The sequence below is a fragment of the Thermosynechococcus sp. genome (assembly GCF_025999095.1).
GTDB lineage: Bacteria > Cyanobacteriota > Cyanobacteriia > Thermosynechococcales > Thermosynechococcaceae > Thermosynechococcus.
Genome location: NZ_AP024678.1, coordinates 432,211 through 449,578, shown reverse-complemented (window position 1 = coordinate 449,578; position 17,368 = coordinate 432,211). Strand labels below are relative to the sequence as shown.

At 54.4% G+C, this 17,368-nt stretch carries 19 protein-coding genes; 7 read left to right on the top strand and 12 right to left on the bottom strand.

What is annotated here, in order from left to right; translation table 11 throughout:
* Positions 1 to 68: 68 nt before the first annotated feature.
* The 8 genes from Q0W94_RS02245 to Q0W94_RS02210 all read right to left on the bottom strand — a co-directional run bounded on the left by Q0W94_RS02245 (position 69) and on the right by Q0W94_RS02210 (position 6,831).
* Complete coding sequence (locus Q0W94_RS02245) at positions 69 to 1,025, bottom strand: metal-binding protein (RefSeq protein WP_297760518.1); 957 nt, start codon at positions 1,023 to 1,025, stop codon at positions 69 to 71.
* Positions 1,026 to 1,068: 43 nt separating this feature from the next.
* Entirely contained in the window at positions 1,069 to 2,859 is a 1,791-nt protein-coding gene (locus tag Q0W94_RS02240) for a serine/threonine-protein kinase (protein ID WP_297760516.1), read from the bottom strand.
* Between the two features lie 94 nt (positions 2,860 to 2,953).
* Positions 2,954 to 3,754, bottom strand: coding sequence for a tetratricopeptide repeat protein (locus Q0W94_RS02235; RefSeq protein WP_297760513.1), 801 nt, complete (start codon positions 3,752 to 3,754; stop codon positions 2,954 to 2,956).
* A 38-nt stretch (positions 3,755 to 3,792) separates the two neighbouring features.
* On the bottom strand, positions 3,793 to 4,275 hold the full coding sequence (locus Q0W94_RS02230) for a 2Fe-2S iron-sulfur cluster-binding protein (protein ID WP_297760511.1): 483 nt from the start codon (positions 4,273 to 4,275) through the stop codon (positions 3,793 to 3,795).
* 56 nt (positions 4,276 to 4,331) lie between these two features.
* Entirely contained in the window at positions 4,332 to 5,003 is a 672-nt protein-coding gene (locus Q0W94_RS02225) for a V4R domain-containing protein (protein ID WP_297760508.1), read from the bottom strand.
* A gap of 45 nt (positions 5,004 to 5,048) precedes the next feature.
* Positions 5,049 to 5,534 (bottom strand): phycobilisome protein, encoded by a 486-nt coding sequence (locus Q0W94_RS02220; RefSeq protein WP_297760505.1) that lies wholly within the window; start codon positions 5,532 to 5,534, stop codon positions 5,049 to 5,051.
* 9 nt (positions 5,535 to 5,543) lie between these two features.
* On the bottom strand, positions 5,544 to 6,113 hold the full coding sequence (locus tag Q0W94_RS02215) for a hypothetical protein (RefSeq protein WP_297760502.1): 570 nt from the start codon (positions 6,111 to 6,113) through the stop codon (positions 5,544 to 5,546).
* Entirely contained in the window at positions 6,094 to 6,831 is a 738-nt protein-coding gene (locus Q0W94_RS02210; RefSeq protein WP_297760499.1) for a V4R domain-containing protein, read from the bottom strand. Before Q0W94_RS02210 ends, Q0W94_RS02215 begins: the two co-directional genes overlap by 20 nt.
* A gap of 358 nt (positions 6,832 to 7,189) precedes the next feature.
* Between Q0W94_RS02210 and Q0W94_RS02205 the strand changes: the two genes are divergently transcribed.
* Both Q0W94_RS02205 and larC read left to right on the top strand, forming a co-directional pair.
* A complete protein-coding gene (locus Q0W94_RS02205; RefSeq protein WP_297760496.1) occupies positions 7,190 to 7,540 on the top strand; it encodes an MGMT family protein in 351 nt (116 codons plus the stop codon).
* 118 nt (positions 7,541 to 7,658) lie between these two features.
* Positions 7,659 to 8,858: a nickel pincer cofactor biosynthesis protein LarC gene (gene larC, locus Q0W94_RS02200; RefSeq protein ID WP_297760493.1), complete on the top strand. Its 1,200-nt coding sequence runs from the start codon at positions 7,659 to 7,661 to the stop codon at positions 8,856 to 8,858.
* Here larC and Q0W94_RS02195 read toward each other — a convergent pair.
* On the bottom strand, positions 8,850 to 9,068 hold the full coding sequence (locus Q0W94_RS02195) for an Hfq-related RNA-binding protein (RefSeq protein ID WP_297760491.1): 219 nt from the start codon (positions 9,066 to 9,068) through the stop codon (positions 8,850 to 8,852). The two genes, larC and Q0W94_RS02195, sit on opposite strands and share 9 nt — an antisense overlap.
* 30 nt (positions 9,069 to 9,098) lie before the next feature.
* Between Q0W94_RS02195 and dapF the strand changes: the two genes are divergently transcribed.
* The 4 genes from dapF to Q0W94_RS02175 are packed head-to-tail and all read left to right on the top strand — an operon-like array spanning position 9,099 to position 12,716.
* Positions 9,099 to 9,959 (top strand): diaminopimelate epimerase, encoded by an 861-nt coding sequence (gene dapF, locus Q0W94_RS02190; RefSeq protein WP_297760488.1) that lies wholly within the window; start codon positions 9,099 to 9,101, stop codon positions 9,957 to 9,959.
* A gap of 7 nt (positions 9,960 to 9,966) precedes the next feature.
* Positions 9,967 to 10,869 (top strand): vWA domain-containing protein, encoded by a 903-nt coding sequence (locus Q0W94_RS02185; protein WP_297760486.1) that lies wholly within the window; start codon positions 9,967 to 9,969, stop codon positions 10,867 to 10,869.
* Positions 10,870 to 10,888: 19 nt separating this feature from the next.
* Entirely contained in the window at positions 10,889 to 11,608 is a 720-nt protein-coding gene (locus tag Q0W94_RS02180; protein ID WP_297760484.1) for a peptidase, read from the top strand.
* A complete protein-coding gene (locus Q0W94_RS02175) occupies positions 11,601 to 12,716 on the top strand; it encodes a DUF819 domain-containing protein (protein WP_297760481.1) in 1,116 nt (371 codons plus the stop codon). Before Q0W94_RS02180 ends, Q0W94_RS02175 begins: the two co-directional genes overlap by 8 nt.
* On the opposite strand, the gene Q0W94_RS02170 is transcribed toward Q0W94_RS02175, so the two are convergent.
* Both Q0W94_RS02170 and Q0W94_RS02165 read right to left on the bottom strand, forming a co-directional pair.
* On the bottom strand, positions 12,708 to 14,027 hold the full coding sequence (locus Q0W94_RS02170; RefSeq protein ID WP_297760478.1) for a class I SAM-dependent methyltransferase: 1,320 nt from the start codon (positions 14,025 to 14,027) through the stop codon (positions 12,708 to 12,710). The genes Q0W94_RS02175 and Q0W94_RS02170 overlap by 9 nt on opposite strands.
* An 81-nt stretch (positions 14,028 to 14,108) precedes the next feature.
* On the bottom strand, positions 14,109 to 15,380 hold the full coding sequence (locus Q0W94_RS02165; RefSeq protein WP_297760475.1) for an FAD-dependent hydroxylase: 1,272 nt from the start codon (positions 15,378 to 15,380) through the stop codon (positions 14,109 to 14,111).
* Positions 15,381 to 15,500: 120 nt separating this feature from the next.
* Between Q0W94_RS02165 and Q0W94_RS02160 the strand changes: the two genes are divergently transcribed.
* Positions 15,501 to 16,091, top strand: coding sequence for a DUF3318 domain-containing protein (locus tag Q0W94_RS02160; RefSeq protein WP_297760471.1), 591 nt, complete (start codon positions 15,501 to 15,503; stop codon positions 16,089 to 16,091).
* Here the strand turns inward: Q0W94_RS02160 and Q0W94_RS02155 are convergent.
* Complete coding sequence (locus Q0W94_RS02155; RefSeq protein WP_297760468.1) at positions 16,088 to 17,332, bottom strand: DUF445 domain-containing protein; 1,245 nt, start codon at positions 17,330 to 17,332, stop codon at positions 16,088 to 16,090. The genes Q0W94_RS02160 and Q0W94_RS02155 overlap by 4 nt on opposite strands.
* Between the last annotated feature and the right edge of the window lie 36 nt (positions 17,333 to 17,368).

The window sequence follows — 17,368 nt, the reverse complement described above, 5'->3', positions numbered from 1 at the left end:
GAGGAAGACGTCCTCTACTTTGAGACCGTGTTTAAGACTTTCGCTGTAACCGTCATACTGGTTTGGTCTCATTGGTTACTTTCTACGCCAGGGGGTTCACTCATGGCCAACCGACAGGCGGCAAGACTAGCACTGCTGTACATCTGCTCTAGGGTGGCCATTAACTGTGCCACTTCACTGGAAACTTCGTGGGGAAAGGGGGGTAAGACTGAAAGCACGCCATGGGGTTGGCCACTGGGGACAAGCACCACTAACTCTGGAGGTAGGGGCTGGCGATATTGGCAAAAGTGAGCATCGGTTTTCGGCGGCTCATAGAGGGGTGGGGGGGTAGGCGCCATAGAGGGGGTGGTAGCTGTTGCCCGATAGTGGCGCAGGCGTTGGAGAATCTCTTCTTTGGTTTTGCCCCGCAATTGAAAGAGCAGAAAGGGATCTTCGTTGAAGTACTGCCCCAACAAGTAATAGACGGCGCCAATATGTTTGCAGGGATTGACTGGGTCAGGACAATTGCAGCGGCTATGGATGTCAAATTTCGTAAAGGGAAATAAACTCAGTCCAGCTTGGGTAAAGACTTCTTCAATACTGGGGGGCAGTTCACCCGCCAGGAGCTTTGCGGCATAGAAGGCTTTTTGGGCCATGCCGTCAATGGCATATTGCCACTGCTCTTCACTAAAGGCATCCAAATGCAGTTTGACGTGATAGGGGTCGGCAGCCGTGCCCTGAACCTGGGCATGGACTTGGTTGCCCTTGAACTCTAAGGTTAGGACTCGCCCCTCCCGCACATAATTGCGTGCCCGCTCTAGGCGCCGTCGCCAGCCAAAGGACTCCAGCACACCTATCCAGCGTTCACTCCACCAATGTTGACGCCCCTGGGCACTGTCGCGATCGCCCGCTGTTACCTCAACAACGGGTTCAGAGGCCACCGTTGTTGCTGTTACATCAAGCGCCACAGGAGATGACTGCTGTTTTTGCTTTTGTTTAAGACTGGCAGCTTTGCGGGTAATTTTGAGAATCTGCGGCTGTTTCATGGGTCATATCCCACGGCTATTCTTTCTATCATAGGTTGCTGGCCTAGAGGATGAGGTTAATGTCCCACGTGGTAATGTCCCACGTTTGTATCAGACACCCACCTCCCTGCCGGCGAATCAACCAAAGGTGGCGATCGCCCGTAAAGCCAAGGCCCTCAATCTCCTGTTCACTGTCCGCCGTACCGACAATTTCGCCCCTGTGGGTCACTAAATTCAAACTATGGCGACCCGCCACCACATAGCCCCAGGGGGTGGCACAGAGAAATTGGGGACGAAACCGCAGCCCCAAGCGTTGAATCCGCCAAGGCCGCAAATGTAGAAGCATCAATAGAGGTTGCTGCGGATGATCCTCAAACGCCGCTACTTGCCATGGTTGGTGATGGGCAGGGGTGAACAACGTCAAGTGGGCAGGCAGTTGGGTGGATAGTCGCCAGTGTCCTCGGCGGTCAAAGAGTTGAAAATGGGTGATGGGATGCGCCGTTTCAGGATCTTGGGAGCGACTAATCACCGCGCCATAGCGACGATTGAGCAGGAGTGTATCGACCCACACCCGTCCCTGCCACGCACAGCGAAGGGTGCGCTCTCCTTGACCATGCAGCCGTTGGATATGCAGCGTCAATGTTCCGACATCAGGATCAATCTCGGTTTCTGCACACCAGTAACCACTGGTATCAATGGCTAAGCTGTTGTGGGTGGACAGCAGACGACATCCTAGGGGAATCTGCTGCTCATCAATGCAGTAAAGCCGTGGGGGCAGCCCCTGAAGCCGCAGCCAAGCCCTGAACTCACCACCATAGAGTTGTAGCGGTAGGGGTGGCAGCGGCCATTGACCGATCACTTCAGGCTGAGAATCCCTGCTTTGCCAAGCCCACAGGCGATCGCCCACCACCCCATAGAACCTTGTGGCCGTGCTGGCAAGCTGTTGGGGCGGTCGCGGCAAAGAAAAACCTTGGGGTTCCCCCAGCCAAACCGTCGCCGGTGACCTAGAAAACAATAGAGGCTGCCCATGACACTCTGCTTCGATAACCTCGAGAGCGAGTTGCACAGCCATCGTCATTGCCCCTGCACTTTTATAGCGGCGCTGCGGTAATTTATCCAATGCCTTAGCAATAAGGCTCCGCACCAGAAAGGGCAGTCCCTCGGGAAGGGTATAGGGGCGGCTGAGGTGGGCAGCCATGAGTTCAGCAGGTGTACCGTGGAAGGGGCGATCGCCAACAATCATCTCGTACAGGAGGATTCCCACTGCATAGAGATCTGAAGCGGGCAGCGTTTGACCATAAAAGCGCTCCGGCGCCATGTAGGCCGGGGAACCGGTCTGACCGCTGCCCTTGACATCCTCAATTAGCCGTGCCACGCCAAAATCGGACACCTTTGCCTGCCAGCCCGTAGCAGTTACCTCCAGGAGGATATTTTCGGGTTTGAGATCGCAGTGGAGAATGCCGCGGTGATGGGCGTAGGCTAAGGCAGAGAGAATATCCAGCGCTAGGCGCAAAGCGGTAGCCAAAGGCAACGCCTGCTCTTGATCAAGGAGGGATCGCAATGTGCCCCCCACACAATAATCCATCACCAAACTACGACGAGTTCGGGGGCTCGTGGGTAAGCAAATGTAGTCGATGGCCTGGCAGCCCACTACATGGGGATGCTGAAGGGTCAGGAGAAAATTCAACTCCCGTAAAAAGCCACGGGTCAACAATTGCTGCTCATTGAGTACCTTAATTGCGACCAGTTCCCCCGACTGGCGATGGACTGCCAAGTAGACCTGTCCGTACTGGCCCTGACCTGCAAGATCCACCAGCCGGTAACGCGAACTTAGAGCAGCATGCGCTGTGGCCAACAACCAGCCTCAACTATCTGTCAAAAACAGCTCTCAATATGATTCGCGATCGCGCCCCTGTCAATGCAGGGTCAGGAACAAAATGAACTGCTCCCTAAGAGAAGAGAATTTCTAAGGGGAGTTCTTTATTGTCCTGTTCAATACTCCCTACTTCATGGATGCGCTTGGCCAGATCCCGTGCTCGCTGATAACTGCTAATATCCCCCTGTTCAAAGAACAGCTTCGCTGCTGTACGCAGATCCTCTACTGCTCCCTTGCGATCGCCCACCGTTGAGCGCGCCACACCGCGATTATGATAGGCCTTGGCATAGGTATCGTTGAGGCGAATCGCTTCTGTGTAATCGAGAATGGCTGCTTCCACGTCTCCTAGCCGCTGATGGGTCAGACCGCGGTTGTAGTAGGCCTTGGCATGGCTGGGATTCACCTGGATAACTTGGGTATTTTTCTCAATTTCCCGCAGGCAGTCAAGAACCTGTTCAAGTTCTTTTTGCTCCGTGTCGAGAATGCGGGTATAGTCATGGAGATGCTGGGTGCCTTGACTTAGTTTTTCCACCTGTTGCTGGAGGTCCTCCAGGCGATCGCGCACCCGACCAAGGGCAAGGGTGAGGTTAGCCAACTCTGACTGCTGTTGCCCTTGGGATGCTACCAGTTCAGCCATTTTGGCCTCCTGTTGCTGGCCGAAGGCTTGGAGCTGGTCAGCCAGTTTTTTACGGCTCACTAAGTTTAAGCCCACCGCCAACGAAAGGGGCAAGGGGGCGATCGCGCTCAAAATTGTTTGTTGGGTTGCAGCAGCGGCCACAGACAACACAACCGTTAAACCTGTTGCGCCCCATTCTACGGGTTCGAGCCCTCTGGGCGATGGCGCGTCATGGGAGTTCAAACTACGGTCTTCCATACTACAGTGCCTCCCTGAGGATAAAAATGAAGTGGTTGTTAAGCATCCGACGTATTGGCGAGGTATTCACTCACCTTAACTTGGGTATCTTTCAACTGGGTAATCATCGTGCGCGTAATCAGCTTGCCTGCCTCCACTAACACACGACCGTCGAGGGGGTGCAAAATATCCTGCTCTGCCCGCCGCCCAATCAAAGACTCAATATCTTCTACTGCATTGATATACATCCCTGAGGGAAGCTCTACCACTACCCCCGGCCCCAGAACTCGTGCCTGACAGGCGAGGCGGGAAGTTGCGTTTGCCGTCGTAATCACCTCAAGGGTGCGTTGCTCCCGCTTAGTGATCGGGGAAAGGCTCTCCATCCCCTCTTTGATATAGACATGGCAGGTAGCACACATTCCGCGCCCGCCACACTCCTTGAGCACATGGAGTTCAGAGTCCAATAGAGCAGACAGCAAATTGTCGTTGGTGTTAACCGTGGTTTCCCGCGAGATGGGTTCAAGCTTGACAACTTTGGCCACTGCTCTTTTCTCCTTACATTATTAATGACGCATAGGGAGTTACTTTAGGATCATACTCAAGGGGCCTGAGCACGACATAGCCGCTCCATAATTGTGTCATGACCCTGTCCTTCCTGGAGCCAAGCCTTGGCCGGTTCAACGCGCTCGCGCAACCCCAAAACAAAGCAATTATTGGCTGCTCCTAGGGTTTCACAGGCGGTTTGCACACAGTGGAGATCGCGACCGGTCAATTGGCTAAAGAAGGATTCTAAAATCCCTGCTTCCGCAGCGCATTGGGGCTGGCCCGTATTTTGGGGAGCTGCCGCCGCAAAGGGAGAGTCCCACGTTTTCACCACCAAAAAGCCCTGCTGGTAAAAGCTGACATCGAGATCAATCCTGCCCCAACCGTGGGTCTTCCAGCATTCCTTGAGGCATTGGAGAAACTCCACCATTTCCATCTCCGCAAGGGGACGGCCATAGTACTCGCTCACCTCAGCCACAAAGCGGCGATAAAAGTTTTTGCCCCACCAGCGACCACAGTTAAAAAGCACAACCCCAGAGGCCTGCCCTACTTCTTGATGGAGGCCCGCATAGATGGCTTGCAGCAAAATATCCGGCAGGGCAATCAGACGGGCACCTTTGCGGTTTTCAATGAGACCGGTTTCAAAATCCCCCTGCACATAGGCATCGGCAGCGTAGTAATTGCCGGGGATGGCGGCATCTTTGACCAAATCAGCAACGGAGATCATAGGACATCCTCATTCGTAGGCCTGACAAACAATTTCAACAGTCATCTAGGCGTGGACAGAGACCACCGCTGGCACGCCCACAAGGGTCGCTTGCGCCTGATCCAATAGCGGCAAAATCAAGTCCTGCTGAGCGTCAGTGAGCATTTCCTTGAGGCGGGCACTGAGAAGCTCATGGCAACTGCTCCATAGGGTTTGGGTTTGGTGGGCCTTGACCACTTCCGTGAGCCATTCGAGGAGCCGGTGCTGCAAAAACTCTGGATTATTGAGGAGCATGGCCATGGCAGCATAGCGCAGGAGGGCGATCGCCTGCCGCAACACCTGCTCAAGGGTTTGGGGGGGTTCGGTGGGATATTTCTTTTGCAGGGCGTCAGCTACTGGCTGGAAGATTGCAATTTCATGATCCCGCAGAAATTCATAGGTGCTCAACCGCTGCTGAAGCGACTCGATGTGGTGGCGAAAGACTTTGATGTCCACATTGCTGAGGTAATTTTCTTCAGCTTTGTAGTAGAGATTCAGCAATTCGGTGTGCATAGGGGTCTCCTAAAACAGGTTTGCTAAGTGTGAGAGGGTGACTTCGGGCTCTACGGGGACAGGGGGCGGTTCTGCCACCTTACTCACTTGGGCGATCAGGGGCTGGCCTGCCCAAGGCAGACTGGCACAGAAGTCTTTGACTGATAGGTGCCACAGGGACAAACTTGGCTCTAGGGAGATGGTTTGATCGCGATGGCCCTCCCAGTTGAGTTGGCGGAAAAAGGTTTCAACTGACCAAGCAGCCCAAGAGCTGGCTAGGGTAGGCGGCGGTGTCATTTCCGCGGCGGCGACCGGCGAGGCGGTGGGCAAGATCACGCCTACCCCTTCCCAATTCATGCGCCCAAAGAAGTCCCTAACGCGGTAGTTCGGCCATTGCTGGGGGCTAGGGGGGGCGATCGCCCCTTTCACCTCAAGACCTAGCCAATTGACGCGCTGCCAAAATTCTCCCACCTTCAGTGATTGCCAGTTGAGAACCACCGTTTCTGTCACTGGCTGCTGGCGGATCAAGCCGAGCCAGTTCAGCTCCTCAAAGAATGCCGCAACGGTTTGCTGCTGCCAACTATCGTTTAGGTTCCCCATAAACCAATTCTCCACTGCGGAGCCGTTTTTCGATATCTTTGGCGGAGGCGCCTTCGTTCTGCCAAAAGGCAACCGCGTCAATGCGATCCTGCCTGCCCAAGACAAATTTGCAGTAGGTTTCGCCCATGGCGTAGCACTGGATTTCAATACAACCGAGTTCTTTTTGAACCAAGCCACTAAAGAAACCAGCAAACAGTCCTGCATAGAGGTGGCAAACTGGCCGTCCCACGTCGCCTAGGGTGCGCGCCACTGCCGAATCAAAGATATTGATGAACATGAAGCCGTGTTTTTGCTCGCTGAGATCCACTTCCCAGTTCCCCCAGCCTTGGGTCGTGCAGGGCCACCACCACGCTTCGAGGACATAGGGAAGCCGCATTTGCTTGATCCCCTGCTCATAGCCATATTCACTGGGAAACCACTCTGCAAAAAACTGGGCATCGCGCCGGCCCCATTCTTGGCCAATTTTGTACATAACCACGCTGGAAGCAGGTCCCACTTCCTCTTCCAGACCTTCAATGAGACCAATGATAAAATCTTCGGTCACTAGGAGGTTGCGGGCATTGTTCCAATCCGTGTAGGTACCGCTATCGCTATCGAAGTGAAAGAAGTCCCAAAAAGCATAGTGATGGTGGCGTTTCGGGTATTTTTTGCGCAGGAGATGGTGAACACCGTAGCGATCGCCAGCGGCGGCTTGGGGTCGGGAACTGGTCATGGTCATAGGGGACTCCATCCAATAGCGTCAGGAATATTGACAAAGACACTGGAAAAGTCAAGTCAAAAAGGCATAGAAGCAATCATTGAGCAAAAAGCAATTAGATGAGACATACGTAATGGTTCAAAACAAGCTACGAATTCCACCCTCCCCTGCCTCCGCATTGCTGCTGCTTAGATCATGACCGATCTATCTTTTTGGGGGCAGTTGTTCTTAATTGAACTTAGTAATCCTGTTACTACCCTTAATGTTTAATCTAGGTGGGTCGTTTTGAGGCTTGCTTCCGTAGAAATACGGATTTAGAAGGGCTGACTCTGACCGACAAGCATAAAAACAAGCAAGTATAAAAAAAGTATAAAGTCCTATGAAGATGGACACAGGGGCACTAACGTTTCAACAAAAAATTTATTGGCTAGTGCAGCAAATCCCCCTAGGGCGTGTGGCTACCTATGGCCAAGTTGCCGCCCTGTGTGGCTGGCCTCGCCATGGGCGCTATGTGGGCTATGCCCTCTATCGGGTGGCACCCCATTCTGACATTCCATGGCACCGCGTGGTCAATGCTCAAGGCAAAATTTCCTATGGGCCCCAACGCCGCGGGACAGATGAATTGCAGCGCTGGCGCCTAGAGGTAGAGGGGATTATCTTTGAGGGGGGCGATCGCATTAACTTGAGGCGCTACCAATGGCAGCCCCCCCAATGGTGTATCAACAGTTGATTTGGTCAGAGGGGGCAGCAACAGACTCTGCAAAAGCAAAAGTGGGATAAGAATAGGCAGCATATCAATCAATTGTCCCTTGTTACCATATCCCTTAGTGCTGCGCCTGTAATCTGCCATGACTGTTGCCTATTTTGATTGCCCTGCTGGTGTGGCTGGGGATATGTGCTTAGGTGCCCTCCTTGATCTGGGGGTTCCCCTTGACTATCTCCAAAGCCAATTAGCAAAGTTAGGGATTGCCGATGAGTTTGAGTTGACTACAGAAACGGTACAGCGCAAGGGACAGCGGGGGTTAAAAGCACAGGTACATCTGCGCGATCGCGAGTCCCATCACCATCGCCATTGGCCGGAGATTGCCGACCAAATCCGGGCCGCCCATCTCCCCGATCGCGCCCGCGACTGGAGTCTTAAGGTTTTTGAAGCCTTGGCCATTGCTGAGGGTGCCGTGCACGGCATTGCGCCCGAAAAAGTGCACTTCCATGAAGTGGGGGCGGTGGACGCCCTGGTGGATATTGTCGGCACCTGCTTGGGGTTGGATTACCTCGATGTGAGTCACATTTACTGCTCGGCTCTACCCACTGGGGGCGGAATGGTCAAAGCGGCCCATGGTCAACTGCCAGTTCCTGTTCCCGCTGTTTTGCAACTGTACCAAAGCTATCAAGTGCCCCTCTACAGCAACGGCATTGAAAAAGAATTAGTCACGCCTACGGGAGCTGCTCTTGTTTGTGCCCTCAGTGAGGGATTTGGTGCGCCGCCAGCAATGACATTGAAACGGGTGGGCTTGGGCGCCGGTACTCAAGAGCTGCCCCTACCCAATCTACTGCGGCTCTGGTTGGGAACGCCGCTGAATTCAGCAGAAACAGGAACCGCAAAAACAGTTGTGGAACTGCAAACCCAACTGGATGACATGCCCCCCCAAGCCCTTAGCTATGCCTGCGAACAACTCTATGCCGTCGGGGCCATTGAGGTCTTTTGTCAGCCGATAACGATGAAAAAATCGCGCTTGGGGGTGTTGGTGACGGTACTGTGTCCCCCTAGTGCTGAGGCCGCCTGTGTGCAGACGCTCTTCCGTGAAACCACAACCCTGGGGCTACGGCGTCAGGTACAGGAGCGCTATATTCTAGAGCGGCAAATGCAGGAAATCCCAACCCCCTTTGGCAAAGTGCGGGTGAAAGTAGCGGAGCACCAAGGAAAGCGGATCAATGTCCAGCCGGAATACGAAGACTGTGCCGCCCTTGCTCGTCAACATCAGCACCCTTGGCAGATGGTCTATCAAGAGGCTTTGGCAGTGGCACTGCAACTGTGGCCCTTAGGCTAGCTTCGGTTTAATAAAGACAATGGCCTGCTTCCAAATAATTGTGGGTTGATCATAGTGATCGACAACGCAGAGGCAATTCGTATCCTGCCAGCGCACTTTACCAACCACAAGATCGCTGGTGCTGAGCTTGACTTCAACCTCGGTGCTATCTTTAATGAAGGTCTGTACTTGGCGAATGCTAGGCAGTGCCGTGTCAAATTCATCTGTCATTGGTTTCCCCTCCCTTACTTTTTCAATTCTATGAGCCTATTTTTTCAGAAGTACCAAGGATTAGGTAACGATTTCCTCCTCATTGATAATCGCCATCAGGAAGAGCTGCTCTTAACCCCGGAACAAGCCCAATACTGGTGCGATCGCCACTTTGGGGTCGGTGCCGATGGTGTCATTTTTTTACTGCAGGGAACTGGGGAAAGTGATTACCGCATGCGGATGTACAATGCTGATGGCTCAGTGGCGGAAATGTGCGGCAATGGCATTCGCTGTTTGGCCAAGTTCATTTTTGCCCTTGAGGGTCGCTCTGGCGGTGAAATTGTGCGCTACCGCATTGACACCCTTGCCGGCCTCATCGTACCGGAGGTACAAGCGGATGGTCAGGTCACGGTGGATATGGGCAAACCCCAACTTTTGGCGCAGCAGATTCCCACCACCTTGGCAGCTGCAGATCAAAAAGTGATTGATGTCCCCCTCACGGTGGGCGATCGCCAGTGGTTGGTGACATGCGTGAGTATGGGCAATCCCCACTGTGTCACCTTTGTGGAGGATGTAGCTGCCCTGGATTTAGCTGTGATTGGTCCCCAGTTTGAGCATCACCCAGCCTTCCCGCAGCGCACCAATACTGAGTTTGTGCAAGTCCTAGGAAGCGATCGCCTGCGGATGCGCGTCTGGGAACGGGGAGCCGGTATGACCCTTGCCTGTGGAACGGGAGCCTGTGCCACCCTAGTCGCTGCTGTTTTGACTGGTTGCCTGAGTCCTGGGGGCGATCAAGCCCAAGCCACGGTTGAACTGCCAGGGGGCGATCTCCAGATTCGCTGGGATTTGCCTAGCCAACATCTGTATATGACCGGACCTGCCCTTGCCGTCTTTAGCGGTACCTTGCCCTAGGTGAGCTATGACCCGTCGGCGACCACTGTGGTATTACCCTCTTTTTCAGATTCCCCTCCTTCTCTTAATAAGCTGTCTCCTCCTGGCGCTGCTCTTTTCGCTGTTGAATTGGGGACGCCCCAGTGTTGCCGTTGTTCTCTCCCTTGATCTCAGCGGCAGTACGTTTGGCAATAATCCATTGCAATTTAATCAACCACAAACTGTCATGGCCCAACAGGTGCTCGCGGCCAAGCTCTACTTACAACGCAACCAACGGCATCTCACCAACCCCAATGAAGTCATGATCCAGGGCTTTGGCCGCAATGTAGTGTTTCTTACGCCCCGGTTTGAGACCAATAGCGATCTGCTCCTCACCCAACTCGATCAAGCCCTCAATCGCAGTGATTTGTTAGCGCAGGTGGATCCGACGGCCAAAAATCTGGCGGGGGCGATCGCCATGGCCACCCAACAACTGCAACAGGTGCCCAATCGCTGCCGCGAAGTGCTCCTCATTACCGATGGTGCAGCCCCTGTGGACGCGGGTGTGGTTGCCAATGCCCGTCAGCAACGGGTGAGAATCAATGCCATTGTCGTGGGTGATCATGCTCCAGAACTGGCTGCGGCCACCGCAGCCACGGGTGGGCAATACCGCTCCGCTCCCGTCGCCCTTCTTGAGGAACTGGTGGGTCAAACCTTTTTTGAAAGCTTCAATCGCAACACCCGCTGGCCAATCTTTTGGGGTGGAATGGCCATCGTCTGTTTCATGTGGCTGTTGGTCTTGCCCTTGGATCGCTGGGTGTTGCAGGGGTGGTTACATTTACCCATGAATCTGGCGGGTCAAATTGCCTTGCTCAATGCCTTTTTCTGGACGGTGGCGATTCCCATGATTCTCTGGCAATTTCCGGGCTGGCCCTTTGTGCCAACCTGTTGAGGAGCAAGGAGGAGCCAGTATGAAGCGTTGGTGGTGGTTCTTGGTGTGTATGGTTGCCCTAGGACTGATGTTGGGCGGTACCCAAGGCAATTGGCAGTCCTTGGCGGGCACCCCAAACCTGAGGCGCCAGAATATCCAATTACCACCAGCGGTTCACTATCCGTTGCCCCCCTCCCTAGCTGAGATTCCTAGGAAAGGCGAAGATTATTTTGATAACGTCCAACCGGTGGAAGTGGGCTATTTACTGTGGACTCAGTTCCCAGTTACCGTTGCCATTGAACCCCCCCAGTGGGATCCGAACCATGTCTGGCAAGCAGCCGCGGCACAGGCAGTAGCGGAGTGGTCAGCCTATTTGCCCTTAGAAATTGTTGATCCCAGCCGTCCCGCTGACATCCGTCTTCTTTCTCAACGACCCACGGATCAAAACAAGCGGCGCGTCCGCTCCGCCGAAACCACCTATGAACTCTTTGTGGATAGCCAAGGGGTGCTGCGCCATCGCTGCCGGGTGGTGGTGCGTCCTACCCAGGCCCCTAAGTTTGTCCTGGCGGCGCTGCGCCATGAACTGGGTCATGCCCTTGGCATTTGGGGTCATAGCCCCCTACCCACGGATGCCCTCTATTTTGCCCAGGTGGCGGATCCGCCCCCGATTTCGCAGCGGGATGTGAATACCCTGCGGCGGGTCTATGAGCAACCCACCCGCTTGGGACAGCGGCTACCAGAATTGACGCCCCATGGATGAATCCTTGATCCTTTGGGGCATTCTATTGACACTGACGGCTCTAGGACTATGGCTAGAGCATCGCTTTCGCTGGGCAGCACGGTTGGGGTCTTCGCTGATCATTTTGATTTTGGCGGCGATCTGTGCCAATGTTGGTATTATCCCCCAGCAATCTGCCGTCTACGACACGATCTACGACACCATTACCTCCTTGGCGATTGTCTGGCTACTGCTGCTGGTGAATTTACAGGATGTGCGGCGCTTGGGGCGATCGGCCCTGTTGGCCTTTGGCCTTGCCAGTTTTGGAACCTTGGTGGGTGCGCTCCTTGCCAGTGTACTGTTCCATAGTCGGTTTTTGGCGGATACCCCCCGCTTGGCGGGAAGTTTGGCAGCCAGCTATATTGGCGGCAGCCTTAACTTTGTGGGGGTTGGGCGTGCCCTTAAGCTTTCGGATTTGCTCTTTAGTGCGGCCACGACAGCAGATAACCTGCTCACGGCTATTTGGCTGGCAACCACCCTGAGTCTGCCTTCGCTGTTGGCCCGCTTTTATCCACCCCAGGAGGAGGGGGAAGCGGTTACCGTAACCTCCCTACCCACCGCTTCGGCGATCGCTCCCCTCGATTTAGCGATTCTCCTCAGCATGGCCGTGGCTGTCTTGGTACTGTCAAGGGCACTGCATCAGTTTTGGCCGCTCATTCCCACCATTGTCTGGCTCACCACCCTCAGCTTGGCATTGGCGCAATTTCAGTGGATGCGCTATCTGCGGGGCACAGGTGCTTTGGGGATGTTTGGCCTGAATCTTTTTTTTACGGTGATTGGTGCTGGTACCCATGTGCCATCCCTAATTCCGGTGGGAATGGAAATGATTCTCTTTACCACTGTGATTGTCTTTACCCATGGTCTCGTCACCTTTGGCCTTGGGGTCCTCCTGAAGTTGGATGTAGAACTGTTGGCTCTTGCCTCCCAAGCGGCCATTGGCGGACCGACCACCGCCGTTGCCCAAGCCACTGGTCGGCATCAGCCCCAACTGCTGGGTGTAGGGATGACGTTGGGATTGCTGGGATACGCGATCGCCAACTATTTGGGATTGGCGCTTGCCCAAGTTCTGGCCTGGATTGGCCTAGGGTAGGCTGACGAGAACAAACAAATTGACTTCCAAGCGGCTCAAGAGGGCTTGCAGTTGTTGCCGTGCCACCCTTGGTTCAAGGGGTTCAAGTGTGACGGGGTCAAGGGGTGCTAAGCGTTGATAGCGATCGCACAAGTCTGGAAACGCCAAGGGGTGATCAAACAGGGGCAATAGGGTTGCCAGACCGAGGGCATCCACATAGACAGGGGTGGGACTTGGGAAGGACATAAATGTACCCAGATCAACAATCATCCGATCATTGAGGTACCCCAGCCATTTTTCCTTGATTGCCTCCGTACACAGTTGCGGATGTAGATGAACCGTACTTTGATCCCACTGCTCCTCAGACCATTCCCCCAAGTCGGCTACGGTGGCACGGGGTTGCGGACTACACCAAAAATCCAAGAGGCGATGCACTGGATGCAGCAGCTCATACATCTCCAACTGCACGGACTGCGGCACATCCGGTAGGCTCAAGGCCAAAAAGGTGGGCAGGTTGTCTGGGTCTTTGAAGAGATCCACCAGATTCCAGTGGCGCCAGTTGACCATGGAAATAAATTCCAAACCCGCCGCCGCTAGGTATTGAAACAGTTGGGGCATGGTGCTGCCTTTATCTGCCACCAGGAGATGATTTGCCAAGAGGGTCTCATTGCTCTCTTGCTGTTCGTAGTGGGGGTGCCAGGTGCGGGCTTTGAGGTCCACACCATCCTTGAGTTCTTTCATGATCTCGCGGACGATATCCATTTCCATTTCTTCGGGATTCTCGTCCATCAAGCCCATCAGCTTAAAGAGATTTTGGGCCCGAAAGAAGGGGAAGCGTTGCAGCGCACTATGGAGGTTGGCGCGCAAAATACCATCGGGCTTGAGGACACTTTTGAGCGCCTTGAGGCCCTCGATGGGGTCGGGCAACAGATACAGCACCTCATCGCAATTGATGTAGTCAAATTGCTCGCCCCAACTGGGCAAATCCAAAATCGAGCGCGCCTCAAAGTAAACGTTATCAACGTGATGGAACTTGAGCCGCTCCGCCGCCAACTTCACAGATTCAGGGGATAGATCAATACCCACAATTTCCGCGCCGGGGTTGGCGATCGCCAGCACTAAGGACTTATAGCCCGTGCCACAGCCGGCATCGAGAATCCGCTTACCCTTGGTCTCTGGTACCCGATGATCCCGCAGATAAAAGGGGGTCACTAAATCGTGGACAAAAAGAACGTTGGGGTCATCCTTGGGAGTTTTGTCAATGGCCACACGGGGATAGGGACCATAGTCGAACTGGCGGCGAATTTTCTCTAGATCATCCGTAGCAGCCATCCCTGTCTCCCAAGCAGTTGGTTTCTCTGTCAAATTGATCCTACAAGAGTGCTGGCACTGGAGAGACTTGCGTAGAAAGTTTTAACGCCTTCTGGGGAATTGACAATTGGTCGGCAGGGGGAGTAGGAGACCTGCCATAAACCGTAGCACCAGACGCTTGAGGGGGGAAACGGTTCGCAACAGCCACAGCCCGCAGCGGCGCCCCGCCACCAAAGGCCACCATGTATTGGAAAACAGGCGGTTAAGGAAGTCGGTGAAAGCAAGGGTCAGGAGATTTTGCCACCAGCGTTGGCGGTGAAATTGCATGAGGTGGTGGCGATCGCCAATTTCCTCAAGGGGGGTAGCCAAAATCTGCTGTGCCAGATTCCACACATCCCGCAGTCCCAAATTGAGTCCTTGTCCCCCCACGGGATGGCAGCGGTGGGCTGCATCGCCAATGACCACAAAGCGATCCGCCGCGTAGGAGTTGACTTGCATGAATTGGGCTGGAAAGACAAAGCGATCGCTCACAGCCGTAATCTCTCCCATCTGGGGATCAAGATAGGGCTGCAGTTTGGCAAGAAAGGCGCGATCGTCGAGGGCGGCAACGGCTTCCGCCTCTGGGTGGGGTAAGGTCCAAACCACGCGATAGCGATTTTCCGGTAGCGGTAATACCCCCATGGGTCCCGTCGGCCAAAAGCGCTCATAGGCCATCACAGGTTGGGGATGGGCAACATCGAGGGTGGCAACCACACAGGACTGAGGATATTTCCATCCCTTGGGTTCAATGCCCATCTGCTGCCGTAGGGGAGACTTGCCACCATCTGCGGCGACCACTAAACGGGCTGCCAAGTGAGCCACCTTGGCTTCGGTAGGGTCACCAGAAACGAGGGTCAACTGAGCGCGATCGCCCTGCACTTCGTTGGTCACTACCCGCCACGGGCAGTAGAGTGTGACATTGCTGGCAGACTCTAAAATGCCCTGAAGGGTCTCGGCGATCGCTGCATGTTCAGCAACATAGCCAACTGCCGCTGTGCCCAAATCCTGGGGATAAAAGTCAACCATCAACGGGCAATCAGCATCGGACAGCTGTACCACCTCAAAGGGCTGCACATGGGGCATGAGCTTATCCCACACCCCTATTCCCTCAAAGAAGTAGCGAGACCCTTGGTGGAGGGCGTAGGCTTGACCCCTGGTGTTTTCCCGCCTGTAGGGAGTTGCCTCAATGAGGGCGATCGCTAGGCCACTGTTGCGTAGCGCACAGGCCAGACTCAGACCCACAATCCCGGCACCCACAATCGCCACATCCACGGCGGGCAGCTCCTGAGCAGAAGCAACCAGCGACTGTTCTGAGGGGGCAAAGGCCGATGTCATCACCATTTTGATTTGGACACAAAAAAGACATGCCCCTTTATTCTAAGGAATCTGCTAGATTGCCGGAAACGTACAGCAATGGCAGACTAGGGGCAGAGCATTGATTGCATCACTATTCCTATGACCCCAGAAGCTGAGATTCGTCGTCTGCTTGATCTAATGCCGGCGTCGGCCCGGATGCGCTGTAAGCTGGTTTCTCGACCACAACAAAGCCAGGTCCTGCGCTATCAGCCCCCTCTCCCTTGGGGCGATCGCCCGATTGAAATTAACTTTCGCCTGTGGCAGCATCTCGACACCCGAGAGCGCGATCTGTTACTGCTGCGGGCAGTGGCTTGGTTTAACACCACGGGTTTGATTAAACTTGACCTCTACCAAGGGCTCACGGTGGCCGGCTTACTGGGTACCGTCTTGCAGGTCATCCAAGCAGACCCCATTGGTATTTTGGTGGCGGGGGGGCTAACTACCTTTGCGGGGCTGCAAGTGTGGCAAAATACGCGGGGGATTCCCGTGGAAGTGGCAGCCGATCGCCAGGCCCTGCTCTTGGCTCAACGGCGCGGCTACAGCGAACAAGAGGCCGCCAAAGCGCTCCTTTCAGGTATTTTTCAGGTGGCAGAGTTAGAACGCCGTCCCGTTCTTGATGTCACTGAACTGATTCGCTGCCAAAACCTGCGCCAGTTGGTGGGTGAATCTGAAGTCAAAGTGCCAATTTAGGGCACTTGCAGACTTTGCCAGTACAAAAAGCCCGCCTGGACCACCCCAATTAAAAAGCCAAGAATGCCCCCCAAGCGGACAATCGCTTGCAACTCACTGCGAACAATGCCCTGAATTGCTAGTTCGAGATTTTCTGGTGAGGTGGCCTTAACCCGATCCACAATCACCCGATCTAAATCCAAAATCGGAATGGCCCGCTCAATGATCAGTTCCATATCCCGTTCCAGATAGCGATCGAGCACCAAGGCCAACTCATCGCTGACCACTTCCAAGGAGGCCCCCAGACTGGCCGAATCCCGCAGTCGCCGCAAAATACTCAGGGAAATCGTTTCCCACTCCACCGTTTGACTGACCGTTTCAATGACGCTAGAGCCCTGCTCTTGGATATAACTGCGCACCGTCTGCCGAAACAGTTGCCGTAGCTCCCGCACCGTGCCGAGGGGCAAACTTTGCAGGGTGATATTTTGCAGGGCTTCTACCAAGCGTTGCCGCAGTGCCAATGCTGTAATCAAGTCTCCGAGACGGCGGTTACAGGCCTCCCGTTCATTGAGACAATACTCCCGCAGACGAATCAAAGTATTGCGCACTCCCACAAGATTGGCCAGGACCCAGTAGGTGCCACTGGTATTTTGGCGTAGTTCTTGATCGAGGACATTAATCGTGCGATCGGTGAGAAAGTCAATAATCGCCAGTCGCAGGCGATCGGGGGGCAGCATGACCGACAGCAGCCAATCCGCTAGTTTCTCCGCCTGTTCATCATTCAGTTGCAGCTCCACTAATACCTGATCAAACAATTGATTGAGTTGCGCCTCCAAAAAATCGTCCCGCCGCGACCACACCTTAATCAAACGGGGCAAGGCACTGCCAAAAAAATCCCGCAGAATATTCGCCAAAACTTGGGCCGATCGCTGTTCACTTTGAGCCTGAATTTGGTTAAGACTTGTTTGGAGGAGCCAATGGATGACCGCCTTCACCCGTTGTACTTGCAACAGACGCCGCGCTAAGTTTTGCAGCTCCTCTGGCGTTAAGAGGGAACCCAAAATCGCATCGGCAATGCGACGGGCCAGCCGCTCCTGATTGCGGGGAATGAGACCAGGAGTAAAGGGGAGTTGCTTGCCGCCTACATAAACTGGCTTGTAGGGCCGAAAGAGCATTGTAATTGCTAAATCATTCGTAAAGTAGCCGATGACCCCCCCTGCCAACGGTGGTACAAGCAATGTCCAATAGCTAATATCGGCCAACCCTGACTGATTCCTCAAAGCCGTTTCTTGCAAAGA

Bases quoted from the DNA above. Each gene is read 5' to 3' on its own strand.
- Q0W94_RS02245 (WP_297760518.1), bottom strand. From the start codon at position 1,025: ATGAAACAGCCGCAGATTCTCAAAATTACCCGCAAAGCTGCCAGTCTT.
- Q0W94_RS02235 (WP_297760513.1), bottom strand. From the start codon at position 3,754: ATGGAAGACCGTAGTTTGAACTCCCATGACGCGCCATCGCCCAGAGGG.
- Q0W94_RS02225 (WP_297760508.1), bottom strand. From the start codon at position 5,003: ATGATCTCCGTTGCTGATTTGGTCAAAGATGCCGCCATCCCCGGCAAT.
- Q0W94_RS02220 (WP_297760505.1), bottom strand. From the start codon at position 5,534: ATGCACACCGAATTGCTGAATCTCTACTACAAAGCTGAAGAAAATTAC.
- Q0W94_RS02215 (WP_297760502.1), bottom strand. From the start codon at position 6,113: ATGGGGAACCTAAACGATAGTTGGCAGCAGCAAACCGTTGCGGCATTC.
- Q0W94_RS02210 (WP_297760499.1), bottom strand. From the start codon at position 6,831: ATGACCATGACCAGTTCCCGACCCCAAGCCGCCGCTGGCGATCGCTAC.
- Q0W94_RS02205 (WP_297760496.1), top strand. From the start codon at position 7,190: ATGAAGATGGACACAGGGGCACTAACGTTTCAACAAAAAATTTATTGG.
- larC (WP_297760493.1), top strand. From the start codon at position 7,659: ATGACTGTTGCCTATTTTGATTGCCCTGCTGGTGTGGCTGGGGATATG.
- Q0W94_RS02195 (WP_297760491.1), bottom strand. From the start codon at position 9,068: ATGACAGATGAATTTGACACGGCACTGCCTAGCATTCGCCAAGTACAG.
- dapF (WP_297760488.1), top strand. From the start codon at position 9,099: ATGAGCCTATTTTTTCAGAAGTACCAAGGATTAGGTAACGATTTCCTC.
- Q0W94_RS02185 (WP_297760486.1), top strand. From the start codon at position 9,967: ATGACCCGTCGGCGACCACTGTGGTATTACCCTCTTTTTCAGATTCCC.
- Q0W94_RS02180 (WP_297760484.1), top strand. From the start codon at position 10,889: ATGAAGCGTTGGTGGTGGTTCTTGGTGTGTATGGTTGCCCTAGGACTG.
- Q0W94_RS02175 (WP_297760481.1), top strand. From the start codon at position 11,601: ATGGATGAATCCTTGATCCTTTGGGGCATTCTATTGACACTGACGGCT.
- Q0W94_RS02170 (WP_297760478.1), bottom strand. From the start codon at position 14,027: ATGGCTGCTACGGATGATCTAGAGAAAATTCGCCGCCAGTTCGACTAT.
- Q0W94_RS02165 (WP_297760475.1), bottom strand. From the start codon at position 15,380: ATGACATCGGCCTTTGCCCCCTCAGAACAGTCGCTGGTTGCTTCTGCT.
- Q0W94_RS02160 (WP_297760471.1), top strand. From the start codon at position 15,501: ATGACCCCAGAAGCTGAGATTCGTCGTCTGCTTGATCTAATGCCGGCG.